The organism is Bacillus sp. PAMC28571, from assembly GCF_014250435.1.
GTDB lineage: Bacteria > Bacillota > Bacilli > Bacillales > Bacillaceae > Bacillus > Bacillus safensis.
The window spans coordinates 242,771-266,508 of record NZ_CP060191.1; the positions used below are offsets into that span (position 1 = coordinate 242,771).

26 protein-coding genes and 1 pseudogene are annotated in these 23,738 nt (G+C 39.8%); 15 read left to right on the forward strand and 12 right to left on the reverse strand.

Going from position 1 to position 23,738, the window contains the following annotated elements; genetic code table 11:
* The first annotated feature begins 230 nt into the window (after positions 1 to 230).
* Positions 231 to 1,844, forward strand: a complete 1,614-nt coding sequence (locus H7F25_RS01025) for a PPC domain-containing protein (protein ID WP_247721759.1) — start codon at positions 231 to 233, stop codon at positions 1,842 to 1,844.
* A 34-nt stretch (positions 1,845 to 1,878) separates the two neighbouring features.
* Entirely contained in the window at positions 1,879 to 2,262 is a 384-nt protein-coding gene (locus H7F25_RS01030) for a hypothetical protein (RefSeq protein ID WP_008346761.1), read from the forward strand.
* Between the two features lie 122 nt (positions 2,263 to 2,384).
* Here the strand turns inward: H7F25_RS01030 and H7F25_RS01035 are convergent.
* A pseudogene (locus H7F25_RS01035) lies at positions 2,385 to 2,867 on the reverse strand (zinc-binding dehydrogenase); the annotation flags it as partial.
* A gap of 79 nt (positions 2,868 to 2,946) precedes the next feature.
* On the opposite strand from H7F25_RS01035, the gene H7F25_RS01040 reads away from it, so the two are divergent.
* The gene (locus H7F25_RS01040) at positions 2,947 to 3,348 is read left to right on the forward strand and encodes a MerR family transcriptional regulator (protein ID WP_008346757.1); all 402 of its coding nucleotides are present in this window, start codon (positions 2,947 to 2,949) and stop codon (positions 3,346 to 3,348) included.
* Between the two features lie 43 nt (positions 3,349 to 3,391).
* On the opposite strand, the gene H7F25_RS01045 is transcribed toward H7F25_RS01040, so the two are convergent.
* The 3 genes from H7F25_RS01045 to H7F25_RS01055 form a co-directional block, all read right to left on the reverse strand.
* Complete coding sequence (locus tag H7F25_RS01045) at positions 3,392 to 4,120, reverse strand: beta-glucanase (protein ID WP_008346755.1); 729 nt, start codon at positions 4,118 to 4,120, stop codon at positions 3,392 to 3,394.
* 211 nt (positions 4,121 to 4,331) lie between these two features.
* Positions 4,332 to 4,967, reverse strand: a complete 636-nt coding sequence (locus H7F25_RS01050) for an FMN-dependent NADH-azoreductase (RefSeq protein ID WP_008346753.1) — start codon at positions 4,965 to 4,967, stop codon at positions 4,332 to 4,334.
* Positions 4,968 to 4,994: 27 nt separating this feature from the next.
* A complete protein-coding gene (locus H7F25_RS01055) occupies positions 4,995 to 5,378 on the reverse strand; it encodes a tautomerase family protein (RefSeq protein WP_008346751.1) in 384 nt (127 codons plus the stop codon).
* Between the two features lie 123 nt (positions 5,379 to 5,501).
* Here H7F25_RS01055 and H7F25_RS01060 point away from each other — a divergent pair, with 123 nt between their 5' ends.
* On the forward strand, positions 5,502 to 8,018 hold the full coding sequence (locus H7F25_RS01060) for a helix-turn-helix domain-containing protein (RefSeq protein WP_247721760.1): 2,517 nt from the start codon (positions 5,502 to 5,504) through the stop codon (positions 8,016 to 8,018).
* 78 nt (positions 8,019 to 8,096) lie between these two features.
* Here the strand turns inward: H7F25_RS01060 and H7F25_RS01065 are convergent, their stop codons facing one another.
* Positions 8,097 to 8,804 (reverse strand): alpha/beta fold hydrolase, encoded by a 708-nt coding sequence (locus H7F25_RS01065; RefSeq protein ID WP_024425405.1) that lies wholly within the window; start codon positions 8,802 to 8,804, stop codon positions 8,097 to 8,099.
* Between the two features lie 203 nt (positions 8,805 to 9,007).
* Between H7F25_RS01065 and H7F25_RS01070 the strand changes: the two genes are divergently transcribed.
* The 4 genes from H7F25_RS01070 to H7F25_RS01085 all read left to right on the forward strand — a co-directional run bounded on the left by H7F25_RS01070 (position 9,008) and on the right by H7F25_RS01085 (position 13,341).
* The gene (locus tag H7F25_RS01070) at positions 9,008 to 9,583 is read left to right on the forward strand and encodes a TetR/AcrR family transcriptional regulator (protein WP_206698596.1); all 576 of its coding nucleotides are present in this window, start codon (positions 9,008 to 9,010) and stop codon (positions 9,581 to 9,583) included.
* Between the two features lie 79 nt (positions 9,584 to 9,662).
* The gene (locus tag H7F25_RS01075; protein ID WP_151040807.1) at positions 9,663 to 11,102 is read left to right on the forward strand and encodes a DHA2 family efflux MFS transporter permease subunit; all 1,440 of its coding nucleotides are present in this window, start codon (positions 9,663 to 9,665) and stop codon (positions 11,100 to 11,102) included.
* Positions 11,103 to 11,295: 193 nt separating this feature from the next.
* Positions 11,296 to 12,189 carry an alpha/beta hydrolase gene (locus H7F25_RS01080; RefSeq protein WP_024425408.1) on the forward strand — a complete coding sequence of 298 codons (894 nt, stop codon included), beginning with the start codon at positions 11,296 to 11,298 and terminating at the stop codon, positions 12,187 to 12,189.
* A gap of 390 nt (positions 12,190 to 12,579) precedes the next feature.
* On the forward strand, positions 12,580 to 13,341 hold the full coding sequence (locus tag H7F25_RS01085) for an SDR family NAD(P)-dependent oxidoreductase (protein WP_185854125.1): 762 nt from the start codon (positions 12,580 to 12,582) through the stop codon (positions 13,339 to 13,341).
* A gap of 230 nt (positions 13,342 to 13,571) precedes the next feature.
* Here H7F25_RS01085 and H7F25_RS01090 read toward each other — a convergent pair whose 3' ends face one another.
* Complete coding sequence (locus H7F25_RS01090) at positions 13,572 to 13,940, reverse strand: hypothetical protein (RefSeq protein ID WP_185854126.1); 369 nt, start codon at positions 13,938 to 13,940, stop codon at positions 13,572 to 13,574.
* Between the two features lie 277 nt (positions 13,941 to 14,217).
* Here H7F25_RS01090 and H7F25_RS01095 point away from each other — a divergent pair, with 277 nt between their 5' ends.
* Positions 14,218 to 15,366: a type II asparaginase gene (locus H7F25_RS01095; protein WP_073204005.1), complete on the forward strand. Its 1,149-nt coding sequence runs from the start codon at positions 14,218 to 14,220 to the stop codon at positions 15,364 to 15,366.
* Between the two features lie 32 nt (positions 15,367 to 15,398).
* Here H7F25_RS01095 and H7F25_RS01100 read toward each other — a convergent pair whose 3' ends face one another.
* Positions 15,399 to 16,292: an alpha/beta fold hydrolase gene (locus H7F25_RS01100; protein ID WP_185854127.1), complete on the reverse strand. Its 894-nt coding sequence runs from the start codon at positions 16,290 to 16,292 to the stop codon at positions 15,399 to 15,401.
* 56 nt (positions 16,293 to 16,348) lie between these two features.
* Positions 16,349 to 16,801, reverse strand: a complete 453-nt coding sequence (locus H7F25_RS01105) for a MarR family winged helix-turn-helix transcriptional regulator (protein ID WP_185854128.1) — start codon at positions 16,799 to 16,801, stop codon at positions 16,349 to 16,351.
* A gap of 420 nt (positions 16,802 to 17,221) precedes the next feature.
* On the opposite strand from H7F25_RS01105, the gene H7F25_RS01110 reads away from it, so the two are divergent.
* The 3 genes from H7F25_RS01110 (at position 17,222) to H7F25_RS01120 (ending at position 19,992) form a co-directional block, all read left to right on the forward strand.
* The gene (locus H7F25_RS01110) at positions 17,222 to 17,827 is read left to right on the forward strand and encodes a TetR/AcrR family transcriptional regulator (RefSeq protein WP_185854129.1); all 606 of its coding nucleotides are present in this window, start codon (positions 17,222 to 17,224) and stop codon (positions 17,825 to 17,827) included.
* A gap of 31 nt (positions 17,828 to 17,858) precedes the next feature.
* A complete protein-coding gene (locus H7F25_RS01115) occupies positions 17,859 to 19,061 on the forward strand; it encodes an MFS transporter (RefSeq protein ID WP_044335126.1) in 1,203 nt (400 codons plus the stop codon).
* Between the two features lie 142 nt (positions 19,062 to 19,203).
* Positions 19,204 to 19,992, forward strand: a complete 789-nt coding sequence (locus H7F25_RS01120) for a GNAT family N-acetyltransferase (RefSeq protein WP_185854130.1) — start codon at positions 19,204 to 19,206, stop codon at positions 19,990 to 19,992.
* Here the strand turns inward: H7F25_RS01120 and H7F25_RS01125 are convergent.
* Positions 19,984 to 20,457, reverse strand: coding sequence for a GNAT family N-acetyltransferase (locus tag H7F25_RS01125; protein WP_024427799.1), 474 nt, complete (start codon positions 20,455 to 20,457; stop codon positions 19,984 to 19,986). The two genes, H7F25_RS01120 and H7F25_RS01125, sit on opposite strands and share 9 nt — an antisense overlap.
* A 41-nt stretch (positions 20,458 to 20,498) precedes the next feature.
* On the opposite strand from H7F25_RS01125, the gene H7F25_RS01130 reads away from it, so the two are divergent.
* Positions 20,499 to 20,768, forward strand: coding sequence for a YesK family protein (locus H7F25_RS01130; RefSeq protein WP_185854131.1), 270 nt, complete (start codon positions 20,499 to 20,501; stop codon positions 20,766 to 20,768).
* Here the strand turns inward: H7F25_RS01130 and H7F25_RS01135 are convergent.
* From H7F25_RS01135 to H7F25_RS01145, 3 genes are all read right to left on the reverse strand, one after another.
* Positions 20,765 to 21,304 (reverse strand): GNAT family N-acetyltransferase, encoded by a 540-nt coding sequence (locus H7F25_RS01135; protein ID WP_185854132.1) that lies wholly within the window; start codon positions 21,302 to 21,304, stop codon positions 20,765 to 20,767. The two genes, H7F25_RS01130 and H7F25_RS01135, sit on opposite strands and share 4 nt — an antisense overlap.
* Positions 21,301 to 21,696 (reverse strand): VOC family protein, encoded by a 396-nt coding sequence (locus tag H7F25_RS01140; protein ID WP_122631429.1) that lies wholly within the window; start codon positions 21,694 to 21,696, stop codon positions 21,301 to 21,303. Before H7F25_RS01140 ends, H7F25_RS01135 begins: the two co-directional genes overlap by 4 nt.
* Before the next feature lie 68 nt (positions 21,697 to 21,764).
* The gene (locus H7F25_RS01145; protein WP_103132694.1) at positions 21,765 to 22,388 is read right to left on the reverse strand and encodes a GNAT family N-acetyltransferase; all 624 of its coding nucleotides are present in this window, start codon (positions 22,386 to 22,388) and stop codon (positions 21,765 to 21,767) included.
* 149 nt (positions 22,389 to 22,537) lie between these two features.
* Between H7F25_RS01145 and H7F25_RS01150 the strand changes: the two genes are divergently transcribed.
* A complete protein-coding gene (locus tag H7F25_RS01150; RefSeq protein WP_044335136.1) occupies positions 22,538 to 23,089 on the forward strand; it encodes a TetR/AcrR family transcriptional regulator in 552 nt (183 codons plus the stop codon).
* An 85-nt stretch (positions 23,090 to 23,174) separates the two neighbouring features.
* Positions 23,175 to 23,717 (forward strand): dihydrofolate reductase family protein, encoded by a 543-nt coding sequence (locus H7F25_RS01155; RefSeq protein WP_052503029.1) that lies wholly within the window; start codon positions 23,175 to 23,177, stop codon positions 23,715 to 23,717.
* Positions 23,718 to 23,738 lie beyond the last annotated feature (21 nt).

A 23,738-nucleotide genomic window follows, 5' to 3' on the forward strand; every position in this document is an offset into this window, starting at 1 on the left:
ATTTCATGCTTCAAAGGTTAGTTTAGTATAACATACTGGATTGACAATATGCGGAATTTCCATAAATTAATTTCTTTTATTTTCTTTATAAAGCGGACTGTTCAGTCATTCTGTTATTAAGAAAGATTGAAATGAAGTCATAATTTACTTATTAATCAATTAAATGAATATTTTTCCGGAGTGGAATATGGTAAAATCATTATGTTCTTTCTATAAAAATTGGAAATGTGGTGAATATATTGAAACGTATTTTGGGATCTTTTGTTTTTATATTTATCTTCAGTTTTTCTTTTGTTTTATTCGCAAGTGCAGAAGAGGTGAACATGTCATCTGGAGTCTCCATAAATGGAGAATTGAAATCCAAAAGTTCAATGAACCGATACAATTTTACAACGAATGCTGATGGAGAAGTATACATCAGGCTAGATAAGGCATCTGCCTCTTTTAGTATTACTCTATATGATTCGAAAGGGAATAAGATAGATTCTAATGAATCTTCATTTCCTGGTGAAGCTCTGGTTATCGATAATAAATTGAAAAAAGGGAATTATTATATTGAAGTTATGCCCAGTGAATGGGAAGGCGTAACTAAAGGTACATATCAACTAAAGGCGACATATCCAGGTGCTTTTAAGCGTAATTTAACAACCTTTGAACCAAACGACACTTTTGAAACAAGCATGAAGGTATCTAATGGTACCTATTATAAATCAACGATTGATAGTGAAATTGATAAGGATGTTTATCAGTTCACTTCCAACAAAGATGGTGAGTTATATCTTACTTTAGATCAGGAAACATCTGAATTAGAAGTCACTGTCTATAATGAGAACAAAAATGAAATTGTATTTGACTATACGTGGAATGCTGGAGAGAATATTGTCATTCACGAAAATATAAAAAAAGGAACCTATTATGTCAAAATAAAACCATACACCTCTAATTGGGAAGGAATATCAAATGCTAAGTACCGACTTAAAGTGACGTATCCAGGTTCTTTTAAAAGAGATTTAAATACTTACGAACCAAACGACACGTTTGAAACAGCAAGTCCGCTCATCTCAAATCAATATTACAAATCAAAGCACGAATCGGATTTGGATAGAGACGTATATCAATTTTCAACAGTGAAAGATGGAAAAGTGAAGATTAATCTAGATAAAATAACAGAAGGAGCCTCTATCGCTTTATACGACAAGAACGGTAATGAAATCACTAGGGAATATTTACCTGATATCTTTGGGACAAGTCCAGTTATTGATTTAAATCTAAAAAAGGGCAAATACTATATTGTTGTTGAGCCTAGACATTGGGATGGTGTATCCAGTCAAACATATCGTTTAAAAGCATCTTATCCAGATAAAACACCAAGCATAAACACAGTAACTGATCAATCAACAAATATCGTAGGTAATGCGGAAACGAATGCCAAAGTTTTCGCATATATTGGTCAGAAAAAATTAGGCTCTACAAATGCAAAAAAAGGGAAATATTCAATCAAAATTCCTAAACAAAAAGCTGGAACTTTAATCACTGTGTATTTAGTAGATTCTAATGGAGCGAGAAGTGGCAGTAAAACAATAAAAGTGTTAGATAGAACGCCTCCCGCTATACCAAGTGTTAATAAAATCACAAAAAATACAACGGTTATAACAGGTAAAGGTGAAAAATATGCTACAGTGTACGTTTATCATAAAAACAAGAAGTTAGGAACTGCAAAATTAAATAAAAATGGACAATTTAAAGTGAAAATAAAAAAACAGAAGAAAAATGCATTGATAACCGTTTATTTAAAGGATGCTGCCGGAAATAAGAGCAAATCTAAAGTGGTAAAGGTTTATTAGTGGACAATGTAAGACAACTTAAGGAGATATTGAAATGCTAAAACGATTCTTATTTATTTTTTCAACGCTCCTCATGGCGATTGCAGTATTGTTCATCGCCGCAAAGGATTCACCGGGTAGGAACACGATTTCGTTAGAGGACCCATTACCATTTATGCTGTCAGTAGGGATGGTGGTTTTCTTATTTATTCCTCCTTTGGTGATGTCGTTTTTTGATCATATTGTGGTTAGAGTAATATCTGGAATCTATCAATGTTTTATTGTGTTCTCATTCCTTGTCTTAATCCCTATAGGCTTTTTTATTCCGAACGGGGGAATGACTATTTTGATTTCAATTTTAGGCTTTTTGGTTAGCTTGTCCAGTATGGTCGTTACATTTATGCGAGGTCATCATAAAGAAAAAGGAGTTAGCATATAGCGATCCATAAAAAAGCCACGACTCAATAGAGAAGTGGCTTTTTTTACGTTTGATAAAAAATCATAGAATTCTCTTCGGTCAGTCATAAAGTAATAAAATACTGCCATTTCAAAGAATATCAATCATAACGTCGAAATATCAATCACAAACCGGTAACGCACATCACTTTTCAGCACCCGTTCATACGCTTCATCAACTTGATTAGCGTTGATGACTTCAATTTGTGGTGCGATGTTGTGAGCAGCTGCGAAATCGAGCATTTCTTGTGTTTCTTGGATGCCGCCAACGAGTGAACCAGCAATGCTGCGGCGGCCGGAAATTAATGAAAAGACGTGGAATTGATCCGGCTTAGGCGGTGCACCGACGTTCACCAAGGTTCCATCTACACGGAGTAAGGACAAATAGGCATCCACATTAATGTTGGCAGAGACCGTATTGAGAATAAGGTCGTACTGACCGGCTAGTGTCTGAAACGTATCAGGATCACTTGTAGCAAAGTAGTCTTTTGCGCCAAATGACAGTGCTTCTTCTTTTTTATTCAAAGAGCGGCTCAACACCGTCACTTCAGCACCTAGAGCGCTCGCGAATTGAATGGCGACATGACCGAAGCATCTTGCTTTCTTTTTCAAAATGGAGATGATGAGGAAAGGGAGATCGGAAGGTAAGAGAAAGAAGGAGAGTACAATGAAAATAGCACAAGCAGCAAAACAGCTCGATTTATCCACTGCGACACTTAGATATTACGAAAATATTGGTTTGATTAGGGAAATCAAACGTGACGATCATGGGATTCGTGATTATACAGAGGATGATCTTCAATGGATTGAATTTATCAAGTGTATGAGAAATGCAGGGCTCTCGATTGATGCGCTTAGAGAATATACAGCCTTATTTTTTGAGGATGATGATCATACGTTATCTTCGCGAAAAAACATTTTGGTCAATGAACGAGAAAGACTCGTCCAAAAACAAAAGGAAATCGAAGAGACCATTAAACGGTTGGATTTCAAAATAGAAAGTTATGAAGATATTATCCACAATCATGAGAAAAAACTCGCTCATCAGCTGAAAACTCATTCTAATTAAACGAAGAAAAACCTGTGACTTGTCACAGGTTTTTTTGATAGAGTTATCTTTTTGTGTAACGCACCCAGTTATAATGTGCGTGGAGCGGGGTAACACCGTTGTAGGAGCCAAGCCATTCATCGACACCTGCACCATTCCACAGGTTCATCATAATTTTCCCTGGTGTTTGAGGAATTTGAGTGGTGGCGGTATGTTTTAATTGTCCATCGACATACCATTTGATAGAGTTTGGCTGCCAGTCAAATGCATACGTGTGATAAGAGTTCGCTGCATCGAAACCAAGGTTGACGATCTTTTCATGATTTCCTACACCATTGGTATAGTAGTTAAACTGTACCTTTGTCGTATCTTTTCCTAGAAATTCAATGTCAATCTCATCCCAAGGCGTACCATCAGTCGGTCCCGTATAAGTGAAGAAAGAAGAGACGATCCCCACATTTTTGGCGGGCTTCATGTTGACTTCATATAGCCCATAGCCGTACGTTTGAACGGAGCGGTTTTCTCCGCAGTCAAACTTGTTATAGGCAGGACTTGTGAGCGATAAACGCATTTCACCTGATGATGTCATCGACACGTTATTTGCACGCCACGTACAGTTAAACATGTTTCCATTCGAGTATCCATCGGCTTTTTGCCATAACCCCGTATTATAGTTATTAAAAGGTTCATAAAACGATCCACCCGTTTGTGCCGAGGCACTCGCTGTAAAAGTGGACAAACTCAAGACTAATCCAGTGGCAACCAGCATCAACATTCGTTTCATACGGTACATATTCGCATTCTCCTCTCCTTTTATGGAAGCGCTTTCTTTATTGATCATACATGATTCTTTCAAAAGGGAAAATCGGTCTAATATATGATATTAAAAGAGACTTTTTGATAGATTCTTCTCTTCTTTCATGAGAAGTTATGAAAGAGAATGGTATAAACAGAAAAAGGCCAAAAACTCATAAAGGATAGTTGAGTTTTTGGCCTTTTTTATTTTAAAAAACTTTTGCTTTTTCTTTAGCTTGATCAACTGCCGCTGTTTTAATCTCTTCGGCTAAATGGGGTGTGTAAGACATGCCTTCTACTAAGATCTTGTCAAAGGAAGTTACACCGATGAAGTTTAAAACGGTTTGTAAGTGTCTGCTGCCAATTTCCTTGTCCTGCTGGGGTCCGGTCGTATAGATGCCCCCGCATGCCTGAATGTGAATTGCTTTTTTGTTATTTAATAGTCCAATAGGTCCATGTTCCGTATATTGAAAGGTTTTACCACGCATACAAATGGCATCAATGTAGGCTTTCATGACAGGTGGATGTGAAAAATTCCACATAGGATTGACGAACACGTACTTATCGGCCTGACAGAATTGATCAAGCAAATGTGCAAGGGCCTCTAGTTTTTTCTGATGATTTGGCTGTAATTCGTCAAATGATTGTCCAGATTGCAGCTTTGCCCAAGATTCAATCACATCTTGATCAATTTGCGGGATGTCTGTTTTATATAAATCAAGTCGAACCACTCGATCTTCTGGATGTGCTTCTTGATAGGCGCTGATGAATGCTTCTCCAACAGTTAAGCTGTATGATTCAGAAGGACTGCTTGGGTGTGCGGTAATATATAAAAGGGTACTCATAATGTTTCTCTTCCTTTCAAATGTAGTTTAAAGAGCAAATTGTGCAATTCCGTCTCCATAAGACCAGTTATCCTGGGTTACTTCGATCAAATTGATAAATAGATCTTCTGTTCTTACGTTGGCGGATTGGTGCAATTGTTTGCTTAATTCTTTATAAAATTCTTTTTTCATTTCTGTTGGACGGCCAATATTTAAAAATATTTGTACGATCAACAATTCGTCAGATCGTTCAATTTCTAAACAAGTCGGATGAAAATTGAAGTTTTCTTTCTCGAGTTCCTCTATAATTAAAAAACGATCATCACTAGGAACCTTTAGATGGTCAACAATGACCTGTCCAATTATGTCTCTTATTTCGTTTTTAGCCTCAAGGGAACGACCTTTGATCATAGATACACGGGTTAAAGGCATATTCATCACTCCTATTTGTTTGATGGGTACATGATGATGTTACCGCTAGAGAGGAATTTTAAGAATGTAGGTTAGTTCGTGTTTGTTCGTCTGAATAAAAGAAAATTGAATCTGGGTGATAAAATGACAAACCATGAAGCTTGGATTGATCAACTCATAAAACAATTAAGGACAAGACCGGCCCGTAATGCCAGTACAAAAATGAGGCAGATCGATTTAGCAAGGTTGATCGGTGTAGATACTAGAACTGTACAGTTATGGGAAAACGGTGACCGTATGCCAAGTGTAACGAACTTAAAAAAGCTCATTTATACCTTTTTGATAGAAGAAAAGTTTATAGAGGGTCAAGAAAAACAAGAAGCTCAACACCTTTGGGGAGCAGCAAAACGAGCGTTTGAGGCAAATTCTTTATCAAACCGCTCCTTTCCTTCATTCGATGATGTTTGGTTTGATCATCTGCTCACTCAGCCTGAGATAAGTGATCTGAACCTGATTGACACGCCAACGGAGACTTTACATACAGCTTCATTACAAACTGTGATGGGAAAAAGAATGGACCACTTTATCGGCAGAAACAAGGAAATAGAGGATCTACATCGTTTTCTAGCGACGCCTCAATGTGTAACGATTGTAGGTCCTGGAGGAATTGGCAAGACATCTTTAGCGATGAAAACAGCACAAACTCTGTCAAATCTATATGAAGATGGTATGTATGTATTGGAGCTCTCCTCACTTCAAGATGCAGCTTTATTCACACATTTCCTTTATTCACAGCTTGAAATAAAAGAAAGATCCAATCAGCCAGAATTACAATCAATCCTCGAGTTTATCGGGCATAAGAAACTATTGTTCATTTTTGATAATTGTGAACACCTGATTCAAAAATGTGCGGAACTCATTGATCAGCTTCTGTCTGCTGCACCAAATATCAGTATTATCGCAACGAGCCAGGAGCCGTTAAATATTCAGGGAGAGCGGGTATATCGGCTTTCTCCATTAACAAAACCAAAGAAAGATGAAAGCTATCAGATGGAACATCTACTAGAATTTGAAGCGGTTCGTCTTTTTATTGAACGTGCGAAATCCATTGTTCCTGATCTCGTTATCTCTCAACACAATATACAACTCATCGCTGATATATGTACTAGGCTGGACGGGATACCATTAGCTATTGAATTAGCTGCTTCCCGTCTGAATATTTTGACACTAGAACAGATCCTAGAGAGGTTAGATCAATTGCTCTCCTTCCTAACACAAGGAAAACGAACGGCAGCCCCGCGTCAACAGACTTTAAAGGCTGCGATTGAATGGAGTTATCAATTGCTGACACAAGAGGAGCAAAAATTACTTAGAAAAATAAGTGTGTTTGTAGGTAGTTTTACTTTAGAGGCCGTTGAAGAGGTTTGCGGATCATCTTCTCTAATAGAGGGAAAGAGTGACGAAGTGTTACATTTGGTTTCTAGCTTAGTGAATAAGTCATTGCTTTCGATTGAACAGTCAATTGACGGTCGTCGAGTGAGGTACTTTTTATTAGAAGGAATTAAACAATATGCACAAGAGCAGTTCAATGCATTAGAAAGTGAGGAATGTAGAAAAGTCATTCGTTTTCAATATGTGACGTACTATCAACAGTTTGTTCTTGAAATGGATAAGAAGTTTAGAACATCAAGCCGAGATATTATTCTAGCATCCATCAGAGATGAATATGCTCATGTTCTTCATATCCTCACATCCTGCTATGCACAGACTAATGAACAAGAGAAGAGAATAGGTTTGAGTATAATTGGGGCGATGTATTGGTTTTGGGTGCATGAAGGCAGCACAGATGAAGGAGCCCTTTGGTTTGAGCGTTTTCTTAGTGTACTGCCAGCAGGTGATGGGCATGATTCATTGCTGGCAAAAGTATATCATGGACAAGGCGTCCTGCTCTTTATTTTGGGGCAGGATCATCAGTCACTGATCAGTGCATCTAAAAGTTTAAAAATAGCCCGGAAATATAAAATGTCTTCTTATATTTCATCTTCTCTGCGCTTAATGACCTATATATCTTTAAAGACTCACTCCTTAGAGACAGCCGAACGTTATATTAAAGAAAGCATAGAGGTAGCTACAAGGGCAAAGGATGTATGGAATTTAGCTAGTTCTTATAATGCGTATGGTTTGATTCAAATGAAGCAAGGAAATGATGAGCAAGCAGCTAAACTGTTCAAGAGCAGTATTGAGTACTTTGAAGAAGTAAACGATAAGTGGGAGCTGTCAGCACCATATGAGAACCTAGGTTATCTAGCTTTGAAACAAGGTCATACTAAACAATCTATTTTGTATTTTAAAAAGGTCCTGATGCTGGGATTAATGTATCAAGGTGCGTGGATTTTCACTCGTGGATTAATAGGAATCATTCTTTCATTAGTGGCAAGACAATGCTATCACGAAGCAAGTATCATGATTGGCGTGTTTCAAAAAATAAATAGAGCTTCATTTCAACAGCCTGTGACTGAAGATTATCAACAGGCACTCATTCTTATCAGACAGAACCATGATCACCATCTGATAGAAGAAGCAGTAAGGTATGGGGAACAGCTTCATAAGGAGGAGCTCATCACATGGTTGGTTGAATATGAGAATAAGACAAAGGGCTAAAATAAAGATCATTTAGCCCTTCATCAAATATCTGAAAAGGTCATTGTCTAAGGCCTTTTTTGTATGCTATTTCATGTTTTACTGTGGCTGGGCAATGTCAACTAGGCACTCCACAAACTCTTTCTTTCGCGAGTAGAAAGGAAAATGATCAGCATCAAGGGTATAAATACGTTCAAAAGATCTAGTGGCATACATCTGTCTTTGCAAGTCAATCGGAATGGAGCGGTCTTTTGTTGTTTCAATATATACGCTAGGCACATGTCCAAAGCGTATATTTGTTAGAGAGACCTTATCTTCAAAAGGCTGAACAGGCTGTGGGCGTATATTCCTTTTGAACAATCGCAGATCTTCCTCCGAACTTTCGTTGAGCATATCCTCTGCAATGAATTCTTCTATTAATGTAAGGGTCTGATCCTTTTCGTTCAACGCTGCTTTAGGACCACCTGATGCAATATCACTGACGGCTTGTCCATTCTCTGGGACAAAGGCGCAGACGTATACAAGTTTTTTGATCTTCTCTGGTATTTCCTCTGCTGCTTGTGATATGACCATTCCGCTCATACTGTGTCCTACTAAAATGACAGGCTGGTCTATTTTTTCAATTGTTGAAACAACTTTTTTTACATAGCTTTTTAGTGATACGTCCTGTGGAGGCGTAACATCTTCGCCGCTGCCAGGTAAATCAATAGCAACTACTTTATGACCTTTTTGTTGAAGAGCAGGTGTTATTTGGTCCCAGCACCAGCCACCTTGAAATGCACCATGAACGAATAGGAATGTATTCAATGAGATCACCTCTATTGTTTGATGTAACTATTATAGTTACACTTAGAAATACAGTCAAATGATATCGATTAAAAAAGAATGATTGACAAAGCGGACAGTTGTCCGTAAGATAATACCGTTACAATTGTCCTAAAGAGAAGCAAAGAAATTTGATTTAACACATAGAGATAAGTGTCATGTGGATGAAGGTAAAGAAGGTGAGCATGGTGGAAAAGGATATTGGGGAGGAAATTGAAGAGATCGCATTCTCCTTGTTTCAAGAATTTGGTGTAGAAAATGTCAGCATGCATAAAATTGCGAAAACAGCTGGTGTTGGGCAGGGCACTTTATACCGCCGCTACGCCAATAAAAGTGATTTGTGCCTTTCTATCCTTGGGGAGAGATTTGAACAGCTGATCCCAGCTTTGCATCTTTACTTGAGCAAAATAAGTGATCAGCCGGTCCGTGAACGTTTGCGCTACGTTCTCGAAGAAATTCATCTGATCGTCGGTCACCATTTAGACTGGATTCGAATGCTCACAATCTCTGGGAATTTAGAGCAGACAAGTAAAGTGTATGAGAGTCATTACAGTCAATCACTTAGACAAATCATTCGTGATTTGCTTGAAGAAGCGAGAGAAAAGGGAGAAGCGAACATACAGGATATAGAACTGACAACGTTATGTATGTCCTCTCCAATGACGCCTGAGCTCATGTTTTATATACATGAATCTGGCTATTCAATCGAAAAAATTGCTCAATTTGCTGCAGAAAAACAGATTTTATCTGTCTTTCAATAGACATGAAAGTGGCTCATTTCTGACCACCCTGACTTCCTAAGGTTCATCTAAATTGAAAAAGAAAAGGAGCCAACTTAATATGAACAAACAGAAAGCAGTAGCTTCTGAAATTCGGACGCTGCCCATTATTATTTCTTTTATCACGGCTGGATTTATTGGCCTGTTCAGTGAAACGGCATTAAACATGGCGCTGAGAAGTTTAACGTTAGACTTTGGAATTGAAGCGACGACTGCTCAGTGGCTGACAACAGGATATTTATTAACACTTGGTATTCTCGTACCGATTTCAGGACTCATTCTTCAATGGTTTACGACAAGACAGCTTTTCATTACATCGCTCGTCTTTTCAATCATCGGAACATTTATTGCAGCGGTGGCGCCGGTCTTTAGTGTTTTAATGGTAGCACGTGTCGTGCAGGCAGTCGGCACAGCATTGCTTCTGCCATTGATGTTTAATACGATTTTGGTCATCATCCCGCCTCATAAACGAGGCAGATCGATGGGGATTATTGGTCTTGTGATCATGTTTGCACCAGCTGTCGGTCCAACCGTCTCTGGTCTTATTCTGAAATCGCTGACGTGGCATTGGATTTTCTGGATTTCACTTCCTTTATTAATTGCTGCACTCGTATTTGGTTATATCTTTATGCAAAATATTACAGAACCAACAAGACCGAAAATCGATATCTTATCAATTGTGCTTTCAACCATTGGTTTTGGCGGAATTGTGTATGGCTTTAGCAGTGCCGGAGAAGGCGGCGGCTGGAGCAGTATGCATGTCATCGTTGCAATTGTAGTTGGTGTCATAGGGATTCTCGTGTTCTCCTTAAGACAGTTGAACATGAAAGAACCAATGCTGAACTTAAGCCCGTTTAAATATCCGATGTTTGTCATTGGGTTACTTTTGATTTTAGTGTGTATGATGGTGATGCTGTCTGCTATGATGATTTTGCCATTGTATCTGCAAACGTCCTTGGCGCTTTCTACATTTACAGCAGGTTTAATGCTATTGCCAGGTGGAATTATCAACGGACTGCTATCCCCAATCATGGGTGGTCTATTTGATAAGTTTGGTCCAAAATGGCTTGTCATTCCAGGTCTTGTCATTGTCGCAGCGACGATGTTTGGCTTTACGAATCTAAGTGTGAATACGTCGATTGGATTCATTGTAACCCTTCATATTACATTAATGATCGGAATCGCGATGATCATGATGCCTGCTCAAACAAATGGATTGAATCAGCTGCCGCCAGAGCTATATCCGCATGGTACAGCGATTATGAATACATTGCAGCAGGTGGCAGGAGCCATTGGTACTGCGATCGGTATCTCGATCCTTTCATCAGGAGCCCGCAGCTTTATGGAAAATGTGTCTGATCCCGCAAATCCGATGAATCAACTGCTTGCCTTTACAAATGGCGTCCAGCATGCATTTATCTTTGCAGTGATCATGACGATCATCGGTTTGATTATTGCCTTCTTCATTAAACGAGTGAAGGTAGAACAGCAAGTATCATAAGAGAAATGAAAAGCACTGTGGACATAGCGTCGCAGTGCTTTTTTATTTGCTCAATGCTTGTTTCAAAGAGAGAGAAAAAGGGGAGATAGGTAAAAAGTGAACCAATGAAAATTGCTGCTGATTCAGTAGAAGGAAAAGAGGAAAAAGGAACGAATGAGTTAAGAAGGAATGAATAAGATAGGAGTCTGAGATCATGAACTTAGAAGAACAAATCAAAATCGCTGCTTCATTACGCCAGCCATCTGAAGATTCATTAGCGAGTCAATCGGAACTAAAGCCAGTACATCCTCCTGAAGTGAACAAAATGGAATATGATATTCCAACAAGTGCTGGCGAAACAAAGGTGTGGGTATTTAAGCCAGTGAACGCATCCAAACAGCTGCTTCCTGTTTTTGTGAATTTACATGGCGGCGGATTTATCATGGGCAGTGCTGAAATGGATAATCCATGGTGTCCAGTCATTGCAGACCGGGCGCAATGTATCGTTGTCAATGTCGAGTATCAGCTTGCACCCGAGCACCCTTTCCCAGCCGCTCTTCATGAATGCTACGATGTACTGAAGTGGCTGTATGAACATCCTGATGAGCTTCAAATCGATCGGAATGCATTAGCCATTGGTGGACATAGCGCAGGAGGAAATTTGGCAACGGCTGCTTGTCTATTGAATATTCAAAAAGGAAATACACTCCCAATTGCCTATCAAGTGCTTGATTATCCGCCGCTTGATCTTGCCACTGATCCAGCACAAAAACCAGCGTTTGAAGAAGCGATCCCAGTTGAATTGGCGAGACTCTTTAATTCCTTCTATCTGCAAGGTCAAGATCCGCACAATCCGCTCGTTTCGCCGGTTTTTGCAGATCGTTCATCCTTAGCACAAATGCCTCCAGCTCTCGTCATCACAGCAGAGAGGGATTCGCTGGCTGAAGAAGCCGAGCAATATGCTGCCAAGTTAAAAGAAGCTGGAGTAGACGTCACGTACAAACAATTTAAAGGTGTCCCTCACGGCTTCACGCATGCCGGAGATTTAGCTATAGCTGAAGAAGCTTGGCATCTGATGGGGGATCAATTAAAGAAGGCGTTCGAATAAGAAAAGCAGAGTGATTCAAAAGCACAGGAGACAATGGGCCTGTGCTTTTATTACTATTTCTGAAAAAGAAAAGTGAATGTAAAAAGGGTCAGATATCTTTCCTCAAGGAATTATCCCTGGCTACTATATGAATAAGACTCATTGGAATTCCATTTACCTTGATGCAGACATTTGTAGAGGAGTTAATTGAACATTCCTACCAATTGGTTTTTCAAAAATGAACAAAAAATTTCAACATGACATCCTCCAAAATGATTCAAAAGGAAGTGACTGCGGAGTTGTATGTAAGTTAGACATAATGCCATCATTTGACTCTCTTCAAAATTGACTTGAGCGAAACGCTGTCGTTATAATTTAACCAGTTAGAAGACGCGAATAGGGGGATATAAAATGGGCTATACAGTCATTACAGGAGCAAGCTCAGGTATTGGATATGAGGCGGCTCTCGCCTTTGCAGCAAGAGGGAAAAATCTTATATTAGCTGCACGCCGGCTCGATAAACTCCAAGAATTGAAGAAGAAGATTCATGATCAATATCCCGATATCAAAGTAGTCATACAGTCAGTCGATTTAACAAACATAGAGCAAGTGTATTCATTTTATGAGTCATTGTCAGATTATGAGCTGGATACGTTCATTAATAATGCAGGGTTTGGCCACTTTGGCTCTATAGGAGAACAAGATTTAAGTAAAATTGGGAATATGCTTCATCTGAATATCGAAGCATTAACGATTCTATCCACCTTATTTGTTCGTGATTATGAGCAAGTAGAGGGGGCTCAGCTCATTAACATTTCTTCACGAGCAGGCTATACAGTCGTTGGCAATGCGGTCACCTATTCAGCAACGAAGTTTTACGTGAGCGCCTTTACAGAAGGGCTGGCCCTAGAGTTGAAAGGAAAAGGAGCCAAATTACAGGCAAAAGTATTAGCGCCATCCGCGACAGAATCAGAATTTGCAAAGCGTTCATTGGATGTAGACGAATTTGAATATGAAGGCAATTTCAAGAAATATCATACATCAAAAGAAATGGCAGCTTGTATGCTTGAGCTTTATGACAGTGAAAAAACAGTCGGTATTGTGGACGGAAAGACATTCGAATTTGAATTAAAAGATCCGATCTTTTCACATGCTGGTACAGTTATGAAATAAAGATTCCATCACTGAGGGAGATATCCTCAGTGATTTTTTTATGGCATGATTGACTGTGTGGTGAAGCATAGGAGGAATGTACAAGTGAAGGCTATTAAGCAACACAAAATTTGCCCTTCGCCACTATACAGAAGAGGATTTTGTACGTCCTAGGAAGATCGCTCAAAATGGATACCGATTATTTGATGAGAAAAATGTTTTAAAGAAACTAATGAAAAAACACCTTCGCATTAGGTGTTTTTTTCATACATTCTTTGATAAAACAAAGAATCACAAGTCCAGTAGATAAGACTGCTCATGATGATGATGGGTAAAGACGCCTTACTCCCAATACCATCGATGAAAAAGAGCATGACAACCATTGCAATCAGTAAGTACGCAGCTAAATAAAGAGGATGGAAAGCCTTTGGCTGAAAAGAAAACAATAACTGCAAAGGAACCGCAAAGACGAAATAAAAAACAAAAAAGATAGGAATATAAAATATCAGAAACGCAGGCTCAGCTTGAATAGGTGGAAATAAGCAGACAAACAAGCCGAGTAAAATAGAGCTGATGAATAGTGTGATTAGGATTTTGTAAAAGGCTTGAAGCGAATGCAAAATGTATACTCCTTTTTTGTAAAATTTACTATATTTTATCATAAATTCATTATCAAGCGTCGGTTATTTTTAAAATACGGCACCTTCAATACTCAACTTAATTACAGCAAATTTAGGTAATAAGAATTGAATAAATCATTAATATAACGCCCTTTTTACCTTTATTTGGTTCTATATCTTTGGCCTCATGTCGATGAATGAAGGTATGGTATAAAGTAAAGCCTATAGAAAGAGATTTAGCCATGAAATCCATCAAATGAGGAAAAGAGATGATCCAATGAACATGACAAAATGGTTAGGTGCTGTCCTTCTTTCTGTTTTATTATTGGTGACAGCAGCCTGTGCGAACACAGGCACTCAAGAGAATACTCAAAGCGAAAAAGAAAACGTATCCAATGAAACAAAAGAGAAAAACAAGGCGGTTGAAACAGGGAATAAGTCCTTATCAAATATTAAGGTATTAGCCACGGGCGGGACGATTGCTGGCAGTTCAAACAGTGATACAGATACGACGGGTTATAAATCTGGTTCACTCGGCATTGATAAAGTCATTGCTTCCGTTCCACAGCTGAAGGATATTGCAAATGTCACGGGTGAGCAGGTTGTGAATGTCGGCAGTGAAAATGTTGATAACGCTCTTCTTTTAAAATTAGCCAAGCGAGTGAATGAACTATTAAAAGATGATCAAGTAGATGGCATTGTCATCACGCATGGAACAGATACACTTGAAGAAACAGCTTACTTTTTACATCTGGTTGTTAAAAGTGATAAGCCTGTGGTGGTCGTTGGCTCAATGAGACCAGCATCGGCAATCAGTGCGGATGGTCCGCTGAACTTGTATCATGCGGTGAAAATTGCATCAACCAAAGAAGCAAAGGGCAAGGGGGTCATGGTCACATTAAATGATCGAATTGCTTCGGCTCGATTTATTACGAAAACAAACACGACCACAACCGATGCCTTCAAGTCTCTTGAACATGGCTATATTGGAGAAGTTGCGGGTGAAGTGGTTTCCTTTTATAACGAACCGATCAGAAAACATACATCAGAAAGTGAATTTGATGTTTCAAACATAAAAGAATTGCCACAAGTTGATATTTTATACGGCTATCAAAATGACCAAAAATATCTGTATGATGCAGCAGTAAAAGCAGGTGCGAAAGGAATTGTTGTAGCCGCAGCAGGAAATGGAACGATGTCAACAGAAGCCATCAAAGGAGCAACAGATGCAGTGAAAAAAGATGTGGTTCTTGTGAGATCAAGCCGCACGGGTAATGGAATTGTCACCCACGAAAAAACGGATGATGAACATCACTTTGTGTCGTCTGATTCATTAAACCCGCAAAAAGCACGTATTCTGCTCATGCTGGCACTGACGAAGACAAAAGATCCAGTTAAAGTGCAAAGGTATTATGAACAATACTAATGAAGAAAAAGACCCGAGTAAAGGGTCTTTTTTTATGCATGTTCCTGATGTTCAGCACGCTCCTTTAAAGAGAGTAAAATATCTCGCCAAATATCGTCTACATCAGTAAGAAAGTGCCCTGCTTGATCTATATAATGGGTTTTGACGTTTGGAATCGCCTGAGCTATTTTTTCTATTTCTACAAATGGAGCCATTGTATCTTCTTTTCCGTGCCAGACATCAACAGGGATTTGAATATCTTTCATAGCGAATGCCCATGGTTTCGAGAGTAAAATGGGTTCACGAATACATTCATCCACCGATTGACGAGTCGCTTCGTATAAATGTGTCATCATCATCTCTAACTGCTCATCGGTTTGAAGGAATTGCCGATCCCACGGATGTAAATGCTTGTTCCCGTTTTTGGCCAGCTTCTTAAATTTCTCTGGTTTGTTCTCAATCATTTTCTTCTGGGAACGATAGCTTGCTTTCAATAGCCAAGGAAACTTCTTACTAAGGAAAAAAGCCAATTTGTTTTCTTTCAGCATGCTTTTCGGCGGTTTTCCGCCCTGAAAAGGGGTTGTACTTGAGATCAGAGCGGCTGAAAGGACGCGATCCGGCAATTGATAGGCACAACCAGCAGCGAATGCGCCGCCTCCAGATACACCCATCACTGAAAAATGTTGAATACCAAGATCATCTGCCACTTCCAGCACGTCTTTTGCCCAGTCTAAAATTGTACGGTCAGGTAGAGGGGTAGATAAACCAAATCCAGGTCGATCCAAACAGATGAGTCGAATGCCGATTTCTTGAGAGATTGGATCATCATCTAAAAACATCACTCTTGATCCAGGTGTACCATGAAAAAAGAATACTGGAAATCCCTCAAGATTACCGTATTGAGTCAAACCGATGTGACGTCCATCTTGTAAATGAATGCTTTGCATATTTTCATCCCCTTAATAGTTTAGGTAACTTAAATGTTAATGAGAGAAACACCGTATTAAGGCGCTTCTTTTGCAATCTGATAGATTTTTTCGTATAGAGATAGTAATGTTTTTAAATCTTCTTGTGGAAGCTTTGCATAGTATTTTTGTATAAGGTGCAGTTGAATGTCTTCCGTATTCTTGTGATAGTCATGGCCCTTTTGAGCACAATCAACAATGATTTCTCTTCGGTTATGTGGATTAATTTCTCGTTTGACATAGCCGAGTTTCTCAAGCTTTGATACAAGCTGGCTAGCTGCGCTGGCAGAAATCGAAAAGTAATCAGCTAATTCATTGATTGTTCTCGTTTTCGTGCGCAATAGCTCAAGTGTCAGCTCTTGTTTGGCTGATAAATCTGCATACTCATGTTTTAAAAATCGCTGATACTCTTCTACATAAATTGAGCCTAGAGCATTCGAGTATTCAATGATCTTTTTACCGTAATGAATGATTTCCTCATCCAATGACATCACCTCTCTTCTATTATAGGCAATCTTTATATTTAAGTGAATTTAAATATAAAGAAAAGTTAAATGAATGACGGATATACTGAAAGGGAGATCATCGGTATATCCACTTTTTCATCAAAAAGGGACAAAGAATACTTCCCATGATTCCCGCACATTCATAAAATGTCGTTGGCTTGAATTTGAACACGTAGTACGCCAAAGTAGCCATGAAAAGGTCGCAGAAGAAAAATACGTATAAGTCCTTTTTGGTGATAGTGCAAATGACTGTTCTGTTTGTTTTCACATGAATCACTCCTTATGAAGTCGATGCCTTTTTCATTGTATTATGATAAAAATCCATTTATAATAAAAAAATAAACCAACTGGTCGGTTTTATTTTGTCCGCATGAAGAAATGCAGGGTAGAAAGGGATTGTGACACATGACAAATACACAAAGCGGGACTGGAAAGAGTGAGAAGACGAAGCAAAAAATCGTCACCGCTTCTCGTGATTTATTTGCAAAAAAAGGATATTCAGAAACATCCGTGCGCGATATTTTAGAGGCTGCTGAGGTGAGTAAAGGCAATCTCTATCATCATTTCAAAGGAAAAGAGTTTTTGTTTCTTCATATTATGGAAGAGGATCACCGTTTGATGATGGAAACATGGCATGAGGAGAAGAAAACACAGCACCGGGCTGTCGATAAGCTCGCTGCATTTGCAGAGATGCTCAGTCAAATGGGCATTAACTACCCATTAATGAGAGCGAGTGAGGAATTTTGTGCCAGTGCCTTTACATCAGACGAAGTCATGGAGCGGCTGAACAAGATTGATGTCGATTTTGATGATGTGATGAGAGATATCTTACTTGAAGGAAACAAAGATGGCAGCTGGTCGATCCAGCATGTGGAGTCAAAAGTGAAAATATTACTTTCCGTTTTTTATGGATTAGACGTGTTATATAAAAATGACACCATTGAGCAGAAGAAAGAGTTACAAAAAGAGGCGATCTCATTGTTTATTCACGGAATCAACCATCATGAGTAACAAGTGAGTCAGTAAAGGGGAAACAAACATCATGCAAAAACCGATTCGTGAGCAAAAAGCAGTACTCGTGATTTTATTAAGTAATATATTTATTGCGTTTTTAGGCATCGGTCTCATTATTCCTGTCATGCCGCTATTCATGAATGTCATGCATCTAACAGGGAGTACAATGGGATACCTTGTGGCGGCGTTTGCCGTTGCCCAGCTCATCGCATCACCTATTGCAGGGAGATGGGTAGACCGCTACGGAAGAAAGATTATGATTGTGTCTGGGCTGTTTCTATTCGCGTTATCAGAACTCGTTTTTGGTCTTGGTACACACGTGTATGTTCTGTATTTTGCAAGGCTTCTAGGCGGTATTAGTGCGGCATTTATTATGCCGGCTGTCACTGCATATGTCGCAGATATTACGACCGTTCAAGAAAGATCAAAGGCGATGGGCTATGTCTCTGCGGCCATTAGTACCGGTTTTATCATCGGCCCGGGAATTGGCGGGTTTATAGCAGAATACGGCGTACGCCTGCCATTCTTCTTTGCGGCAGGAATTGCGTTTATTGCCGTCATTTCGTCTATGTTTATGCTGAAGGAGCCTTTAACAAAAGAAGAGCGAGAGAAGCAAATGAATGAAGTGAAAGAATCGACTTTCTTTAAAGATTTGAAAAAATCAATTCATCCAAGCTACCTCATCGCCTTTATCATTGTGTTTGTCCTCGCATTTGGACTATCTGCATATGAAACAGTCTTTAGCTTGTTCACAAATCATAAGTTTGGATTTGGTCCAAAAGATATTGCCGTCATCATTACCGTCAGTTCGATTGTGGCAGTCATCATCCAAGTACTTGTGTTTGGTAAACTGGTAAATGCCCTAGGAGAAAAAAGAGTCATTCAGCTATGTCTGATTATCGGGGCTGTCCTTGCTTTCGTTTCAACCGTTGTTTCAGGCTTTTTGGTTGTTCTGATTGTCACATGTGTCATTTTCCTTGCGTTTGATTTATTGCGTCCAGCATTAACGACCTTCTTATCCAAAATCGCTGGCAACCAGCAAGGATTTGTCGCAGGGATGAACTCTACCTACACAAGCCTAGGTACGATTTTCGGGCCGGCACTTGGCGGCATTTTATTCGATCAAAATATTCATTTCCCATTTTTATTCGCAGGTGTTGTCTTATTTCTTGGATTAGGCTTAACCCTGATATGGAAGGGGAAAGTGACAGAAGAAGCATCAGTAGAATAATATCATCCAGAATGTAAGAGACCTTTTAAATGAGGTCTCTTTTTTTTAAAAATTGCGCCTTTGATGCAAAATCCCTTTTTTGGCAAAGAATTCTCTATGTCAGCAGCTTTTTCTTTATAATGGAAGGAAAGGAGGAGAAATCGTGCATCTATTGAAGCAGCAAATGACACCATTAATGAAAAAAGGAATTCGGCAGATTGATCCGGCATATCCAGTGTTTGTAGATGCGGTCATGGATGGCATGATACAAGGACATCTTTATGTAGATGATGAAGCGCATCCGCTTGTTTATTTTCTCGAAGCTTCATGCGGCATTTATTATGTGGCAGGAAGGAGTGAAGCGGAGCTGTTGCGCTGTTCAGACTTCATTGTGGATGTGTACGAAAGGCAGAAAAGACAAAACGGCCGATTCACCTTATTTTCAGCAAATCCATTCACAGATGCGATGATGAAAAAATGTCTTGGGTTACATCTGAATGAAATGGAAAGACATGCGTACGTTTATTCACAGGCATATTCTCATGCCACTCAGCCTCATCCTGGCTATAGAGTAGAGCGGACAAATGAGCAGGTGATGACTGCAAGCAGTGCTTTCCCTCCTAGCTATTACGAAGCCTATTGGGGAGAAACAGCTCGTTTTCTATCAAAGGGAATCGGGATTGCCATTTTAGATAGAGAGAACGTGGTCAGTGAATGCGTCTCTATTTTTTCAAGTATGGATCGTGCGGAGATAGATATTTGGACAGATGAGTCTTATCGCGGAAAAGGTTTGGCGCTGCTGGCAGCTCAGCATATGATCAGCACCTGTCTTGAAAAAAAGAGGACACCGCATTGGGATTGCGATGTCCATCACCTAGCTTCAATCAAACTGGCAGAGAAGTTAGGCTTTCAGAGGCTCAAAACCTATCGATTGTTTTATGGTTCAAGATGAGAAGGTTTTGAGATACCAAGCATCCATTGCAGAATGCTCAGAGCCTTCAAGCGGTTCTGAAAGAAGAGAAAAGCCATATCGCTGATAAAGGCCTATAGCTGCTGTTAATTCCCGGCGGGTTTCTAAATAACACGCTTCGTAGTATGTAGAGGCATATTCCAGCGCCGTATCCATCAGTTTTTTGCCCGCACCTTTTCCTTGTGCTTTTGGACTTAAATAAAGCTTTTGTAATTCACATACTCCCTTTGTAAATGGAGCAATCCCTACACCGCCCACAATCTCACCCTGCTCTTCAGCAATCCAATAGGCTGCATGAGTCAATGATTGATAGTATTCGAAAAGCTGGTCAAGTTGGGGATCAGTGTAGGCTGTTCCTTCAATCGCTAGATTCGCTGATTCTAGTGACTGGCGGATAATCGCTGCGATATACGGGTTGTCTTTTTGCTCAATGGGTCTAATGTTCATTTGAAGTACCTCCATTGTTATAGGTTAGGAGTTGATATCACATGTTCTGGCTGCAAACCGCCTTTTTTACAATCGTTGTCTTGTGTCTCTCATGGTGGGCAGGGAAAAGAAGCCGGCAGCGCCATGCGGGGTTCATTGTTCCAATATGCTTGATTTTATTTGGTTTGGTTTTATTGATTGTCAGTTTTTTTATTGGCAGATGGGAAGGCATGGTGCTTAGTCTAGCGAGTATCTCTATCGTTCTCTCTTCCATCATTTGTTTAATCATCGTCACTGGGATTCAATTTTTTAAAAAAGACGCCTTTTCTTAAGCAGGAGCATCTGTATTCATCATGTGGTTATATTCTTCACGAAGGATGCCCATGATGATGACATCTGAGTATGTACCGTTGAAATAGAGCGCTTGGCGTCTTTTTCCTTCATATTGAAATCCGGCTTTCTCATAGCTTCGAAAGGCTCTTGGATTGTGGGAAAAGACTTCAAGCTCTAGACGGTTGAGTTCTAATGTGTCAAAGGCAAATGCTTGAACCATCCGAACAGCTTCAGTGCCATAGCCTTTTTGAAAATGCTCTGGCCCGTGAAGCGCAATGCGGAAGCTTGCCGTATGATTGATTGGATCAATGTCCACAATCGCCGCATCTCCAATCATCTCTTTCGTGTTTAGCAGACAAATGGCAAAATCTCGTCTGCTGTCATCTTGCAAAAAGCGGGTATAGGCGGAGCGAATTTCTTCTAGTGTGAACGTTTTGCGTGTGCCAGTCATATAAAGTGTTTCTGCATGCTGGCATCCTCTTTGAATACCAGGATAATCTTGTTCTTCAATCGGTCTCAAAAATATACGAGTCATGACGGATCACCCTCCTCTATATATCGAGAGATTTCAATTAAATTCAGATCAGGATCACGGATATAAACAGATTCAATTGGACCTAATGTACCGGTGCGTCTGACCGGCCCCTCTTCAATGGGGATCACTTGCTTCCGGAGGTGCAGCAGCAAACTGTCCATGTCTAAATCGGTGATAAAGCACAAATCATGAGATCCAGGAAGAGGATGAGCCGCTTTTGGCTCAAATTCATGACCAGCTTCATGGAGGTTGATCTTCTGTAAACCAAAACGAAGCGCTTTACGGCCTTCACCAAAAGTTTCTTCCTTCATCCCTAATACGTTTGTATAAAAGCGAATGGTGTCCTCCATATGTTGTACAGTCAACACGATATGATCAAGTCGTCGTATCATCAGTCTCTCCTCCAAGTATGATCATTGATTGAACTGACTCTATTATATCATCACCTGAAGAGGATACCTTATTTAATCACGGTTTTATAGCTCCAGCTTTCCAAGGACATTTCCTTTCCGCGCAGTACCCTTTCATCAAACTCCATCCAGCCATTTTTTCGGTAGAAATGACGATTGGCCTCGTTGTGTGTCATCAGTGTAAACAGTCCGCCGCCTTGCCGGGCGATAAAGGGAAAAAGGCATTGCTTTAACATGCGGCTTCCGAGTTTTTTTCCTTGCTGGTCTTTTGCCACGACAAGTGCTTCTAAATACCAGTAAGGCTGCTTTAAGGAAGAACATGCTTTTTTAGCCTCCTTTAACACACGGAACACATGCTGAACCGCCGATATACCGCCAATGAAGAGCAGCTTTAACCCACCTGATAACACATAATCCATGAAGCTTGGTTCAGGAAGACGCGGATGCTTTAAAAGGGCAGCAGACACAATGTTCTCGTTTTCAACCCCGACCAAACAGATTTGATGCTGAAAATACACCTTTGTATTGACCAAATGCAGCTGACGAGCGAAAGCAGAACGGTTTGAGACCTTTTCACATAATAGGTCAAAAAATGAATAGTCCTGAAACGAATCATCTAACAACTCTGCCACTTGAGGTAGTTCATCCTCTCTAGCAAGTCTAAAATGAAACATATAATGGTCCTCCTTTACTGAACACATATAGATTATTGAACATGTGTTGATTATAATAAGAAGTAAACCAATCGAACATCGGCAATGGATGAGATCCTGTTCATAAATAGACATTTGGCGCCTGATTGTTCAGCAATGGAGGGGATGTCATGAAGGACAGACGAACAATCAAAACAAAAAAAGCCATTCGGGAAAGCTTCCTTGAGCTGTTAAAGGAAAAGGAAGTGCAGCAGATTACGGTATCAGAGCTATCAAGGAAAGCGGATTTAGGCAGGGGAACCTTTTATTTGCACTATCAAGATGTGTTTGATTTATATGAACAGCTTGAGAAAGAACTATTCGATCAGCTCGGGGGATTATATGATGAAACCTTTCCGAGTCAGGACCCTCTTGATATGCTTTCCTTTTTAAACAAAACGACCGAGTACTTGAAAGAGAATCAATATATGTTGACGTTATTTGTAAAACCAAATGGCCCAACGACCAATCAATTCAAAGCGTTTTTCAAAGAAAAAATCATGAAAGAGTGGCAGCTTGATCAGCGGCCGATTACAGAGAATGAGCAAATAGAGGCCTCTTTTGTCGTGTCTGGTGTCGTGGGTGTACTCGAGGAATGGATTCACGAAGAAATGACCATTGATGCCGGCAAGCTCGCGCATAAATTATACGAGCTTCTCGTCAAGGTGGAACAGGAATCGTAAAAAGGGAGAACGCTATGTAGCCTTTGTCTTTCCTTTTTGATAAAATAGAATATATGTTCTTATTTGAAGTAAGGGAGTGGTGGGAGTGAGTGAGAAAAGGAAGCTGCTTTTTTATGGGGCGATGAGTATCGATGGATATTTAGCGAGAGAGGATCACAGGCTCGATTGGCTGATAGGGACAGAGGGCGAAGAAGAAACGAGCTACGACACTTTTTATGCGTCAGTCGATACGCTGATCATGGGGCGCAATACATATGAACAAGTTCTTCAGCTGTCACCAGATGGGTTTCCTTATGAAGGAAAGACTTGTTATATCATGTCACGTACGTTACAAGACAGTCTGGAAGGAACCCATATCATTCGCGAAGATGTCTTATCATTTGTGAAAAAATTAAAGAATGAAACAGGCCGGAATATTTGGATTGTCGGCGGCGGGGGACTGCTTCAATCTTTCATAAAAGAAAGATTGGTTGATGAGCTTTTTCTTCAAATCGTACCTGTCATGATTGGAAGAGGAATTCCTCTCTTTTCGCCGGCGGATCTGGAATCTAGGTTCTCATTACAGGAAGTACATCAATATAAACAAATTGCTGAAATGCATTTTATCTTAAAAGAAGAGGATCACTGAACCAAGGTGGTCTTTTTTTTA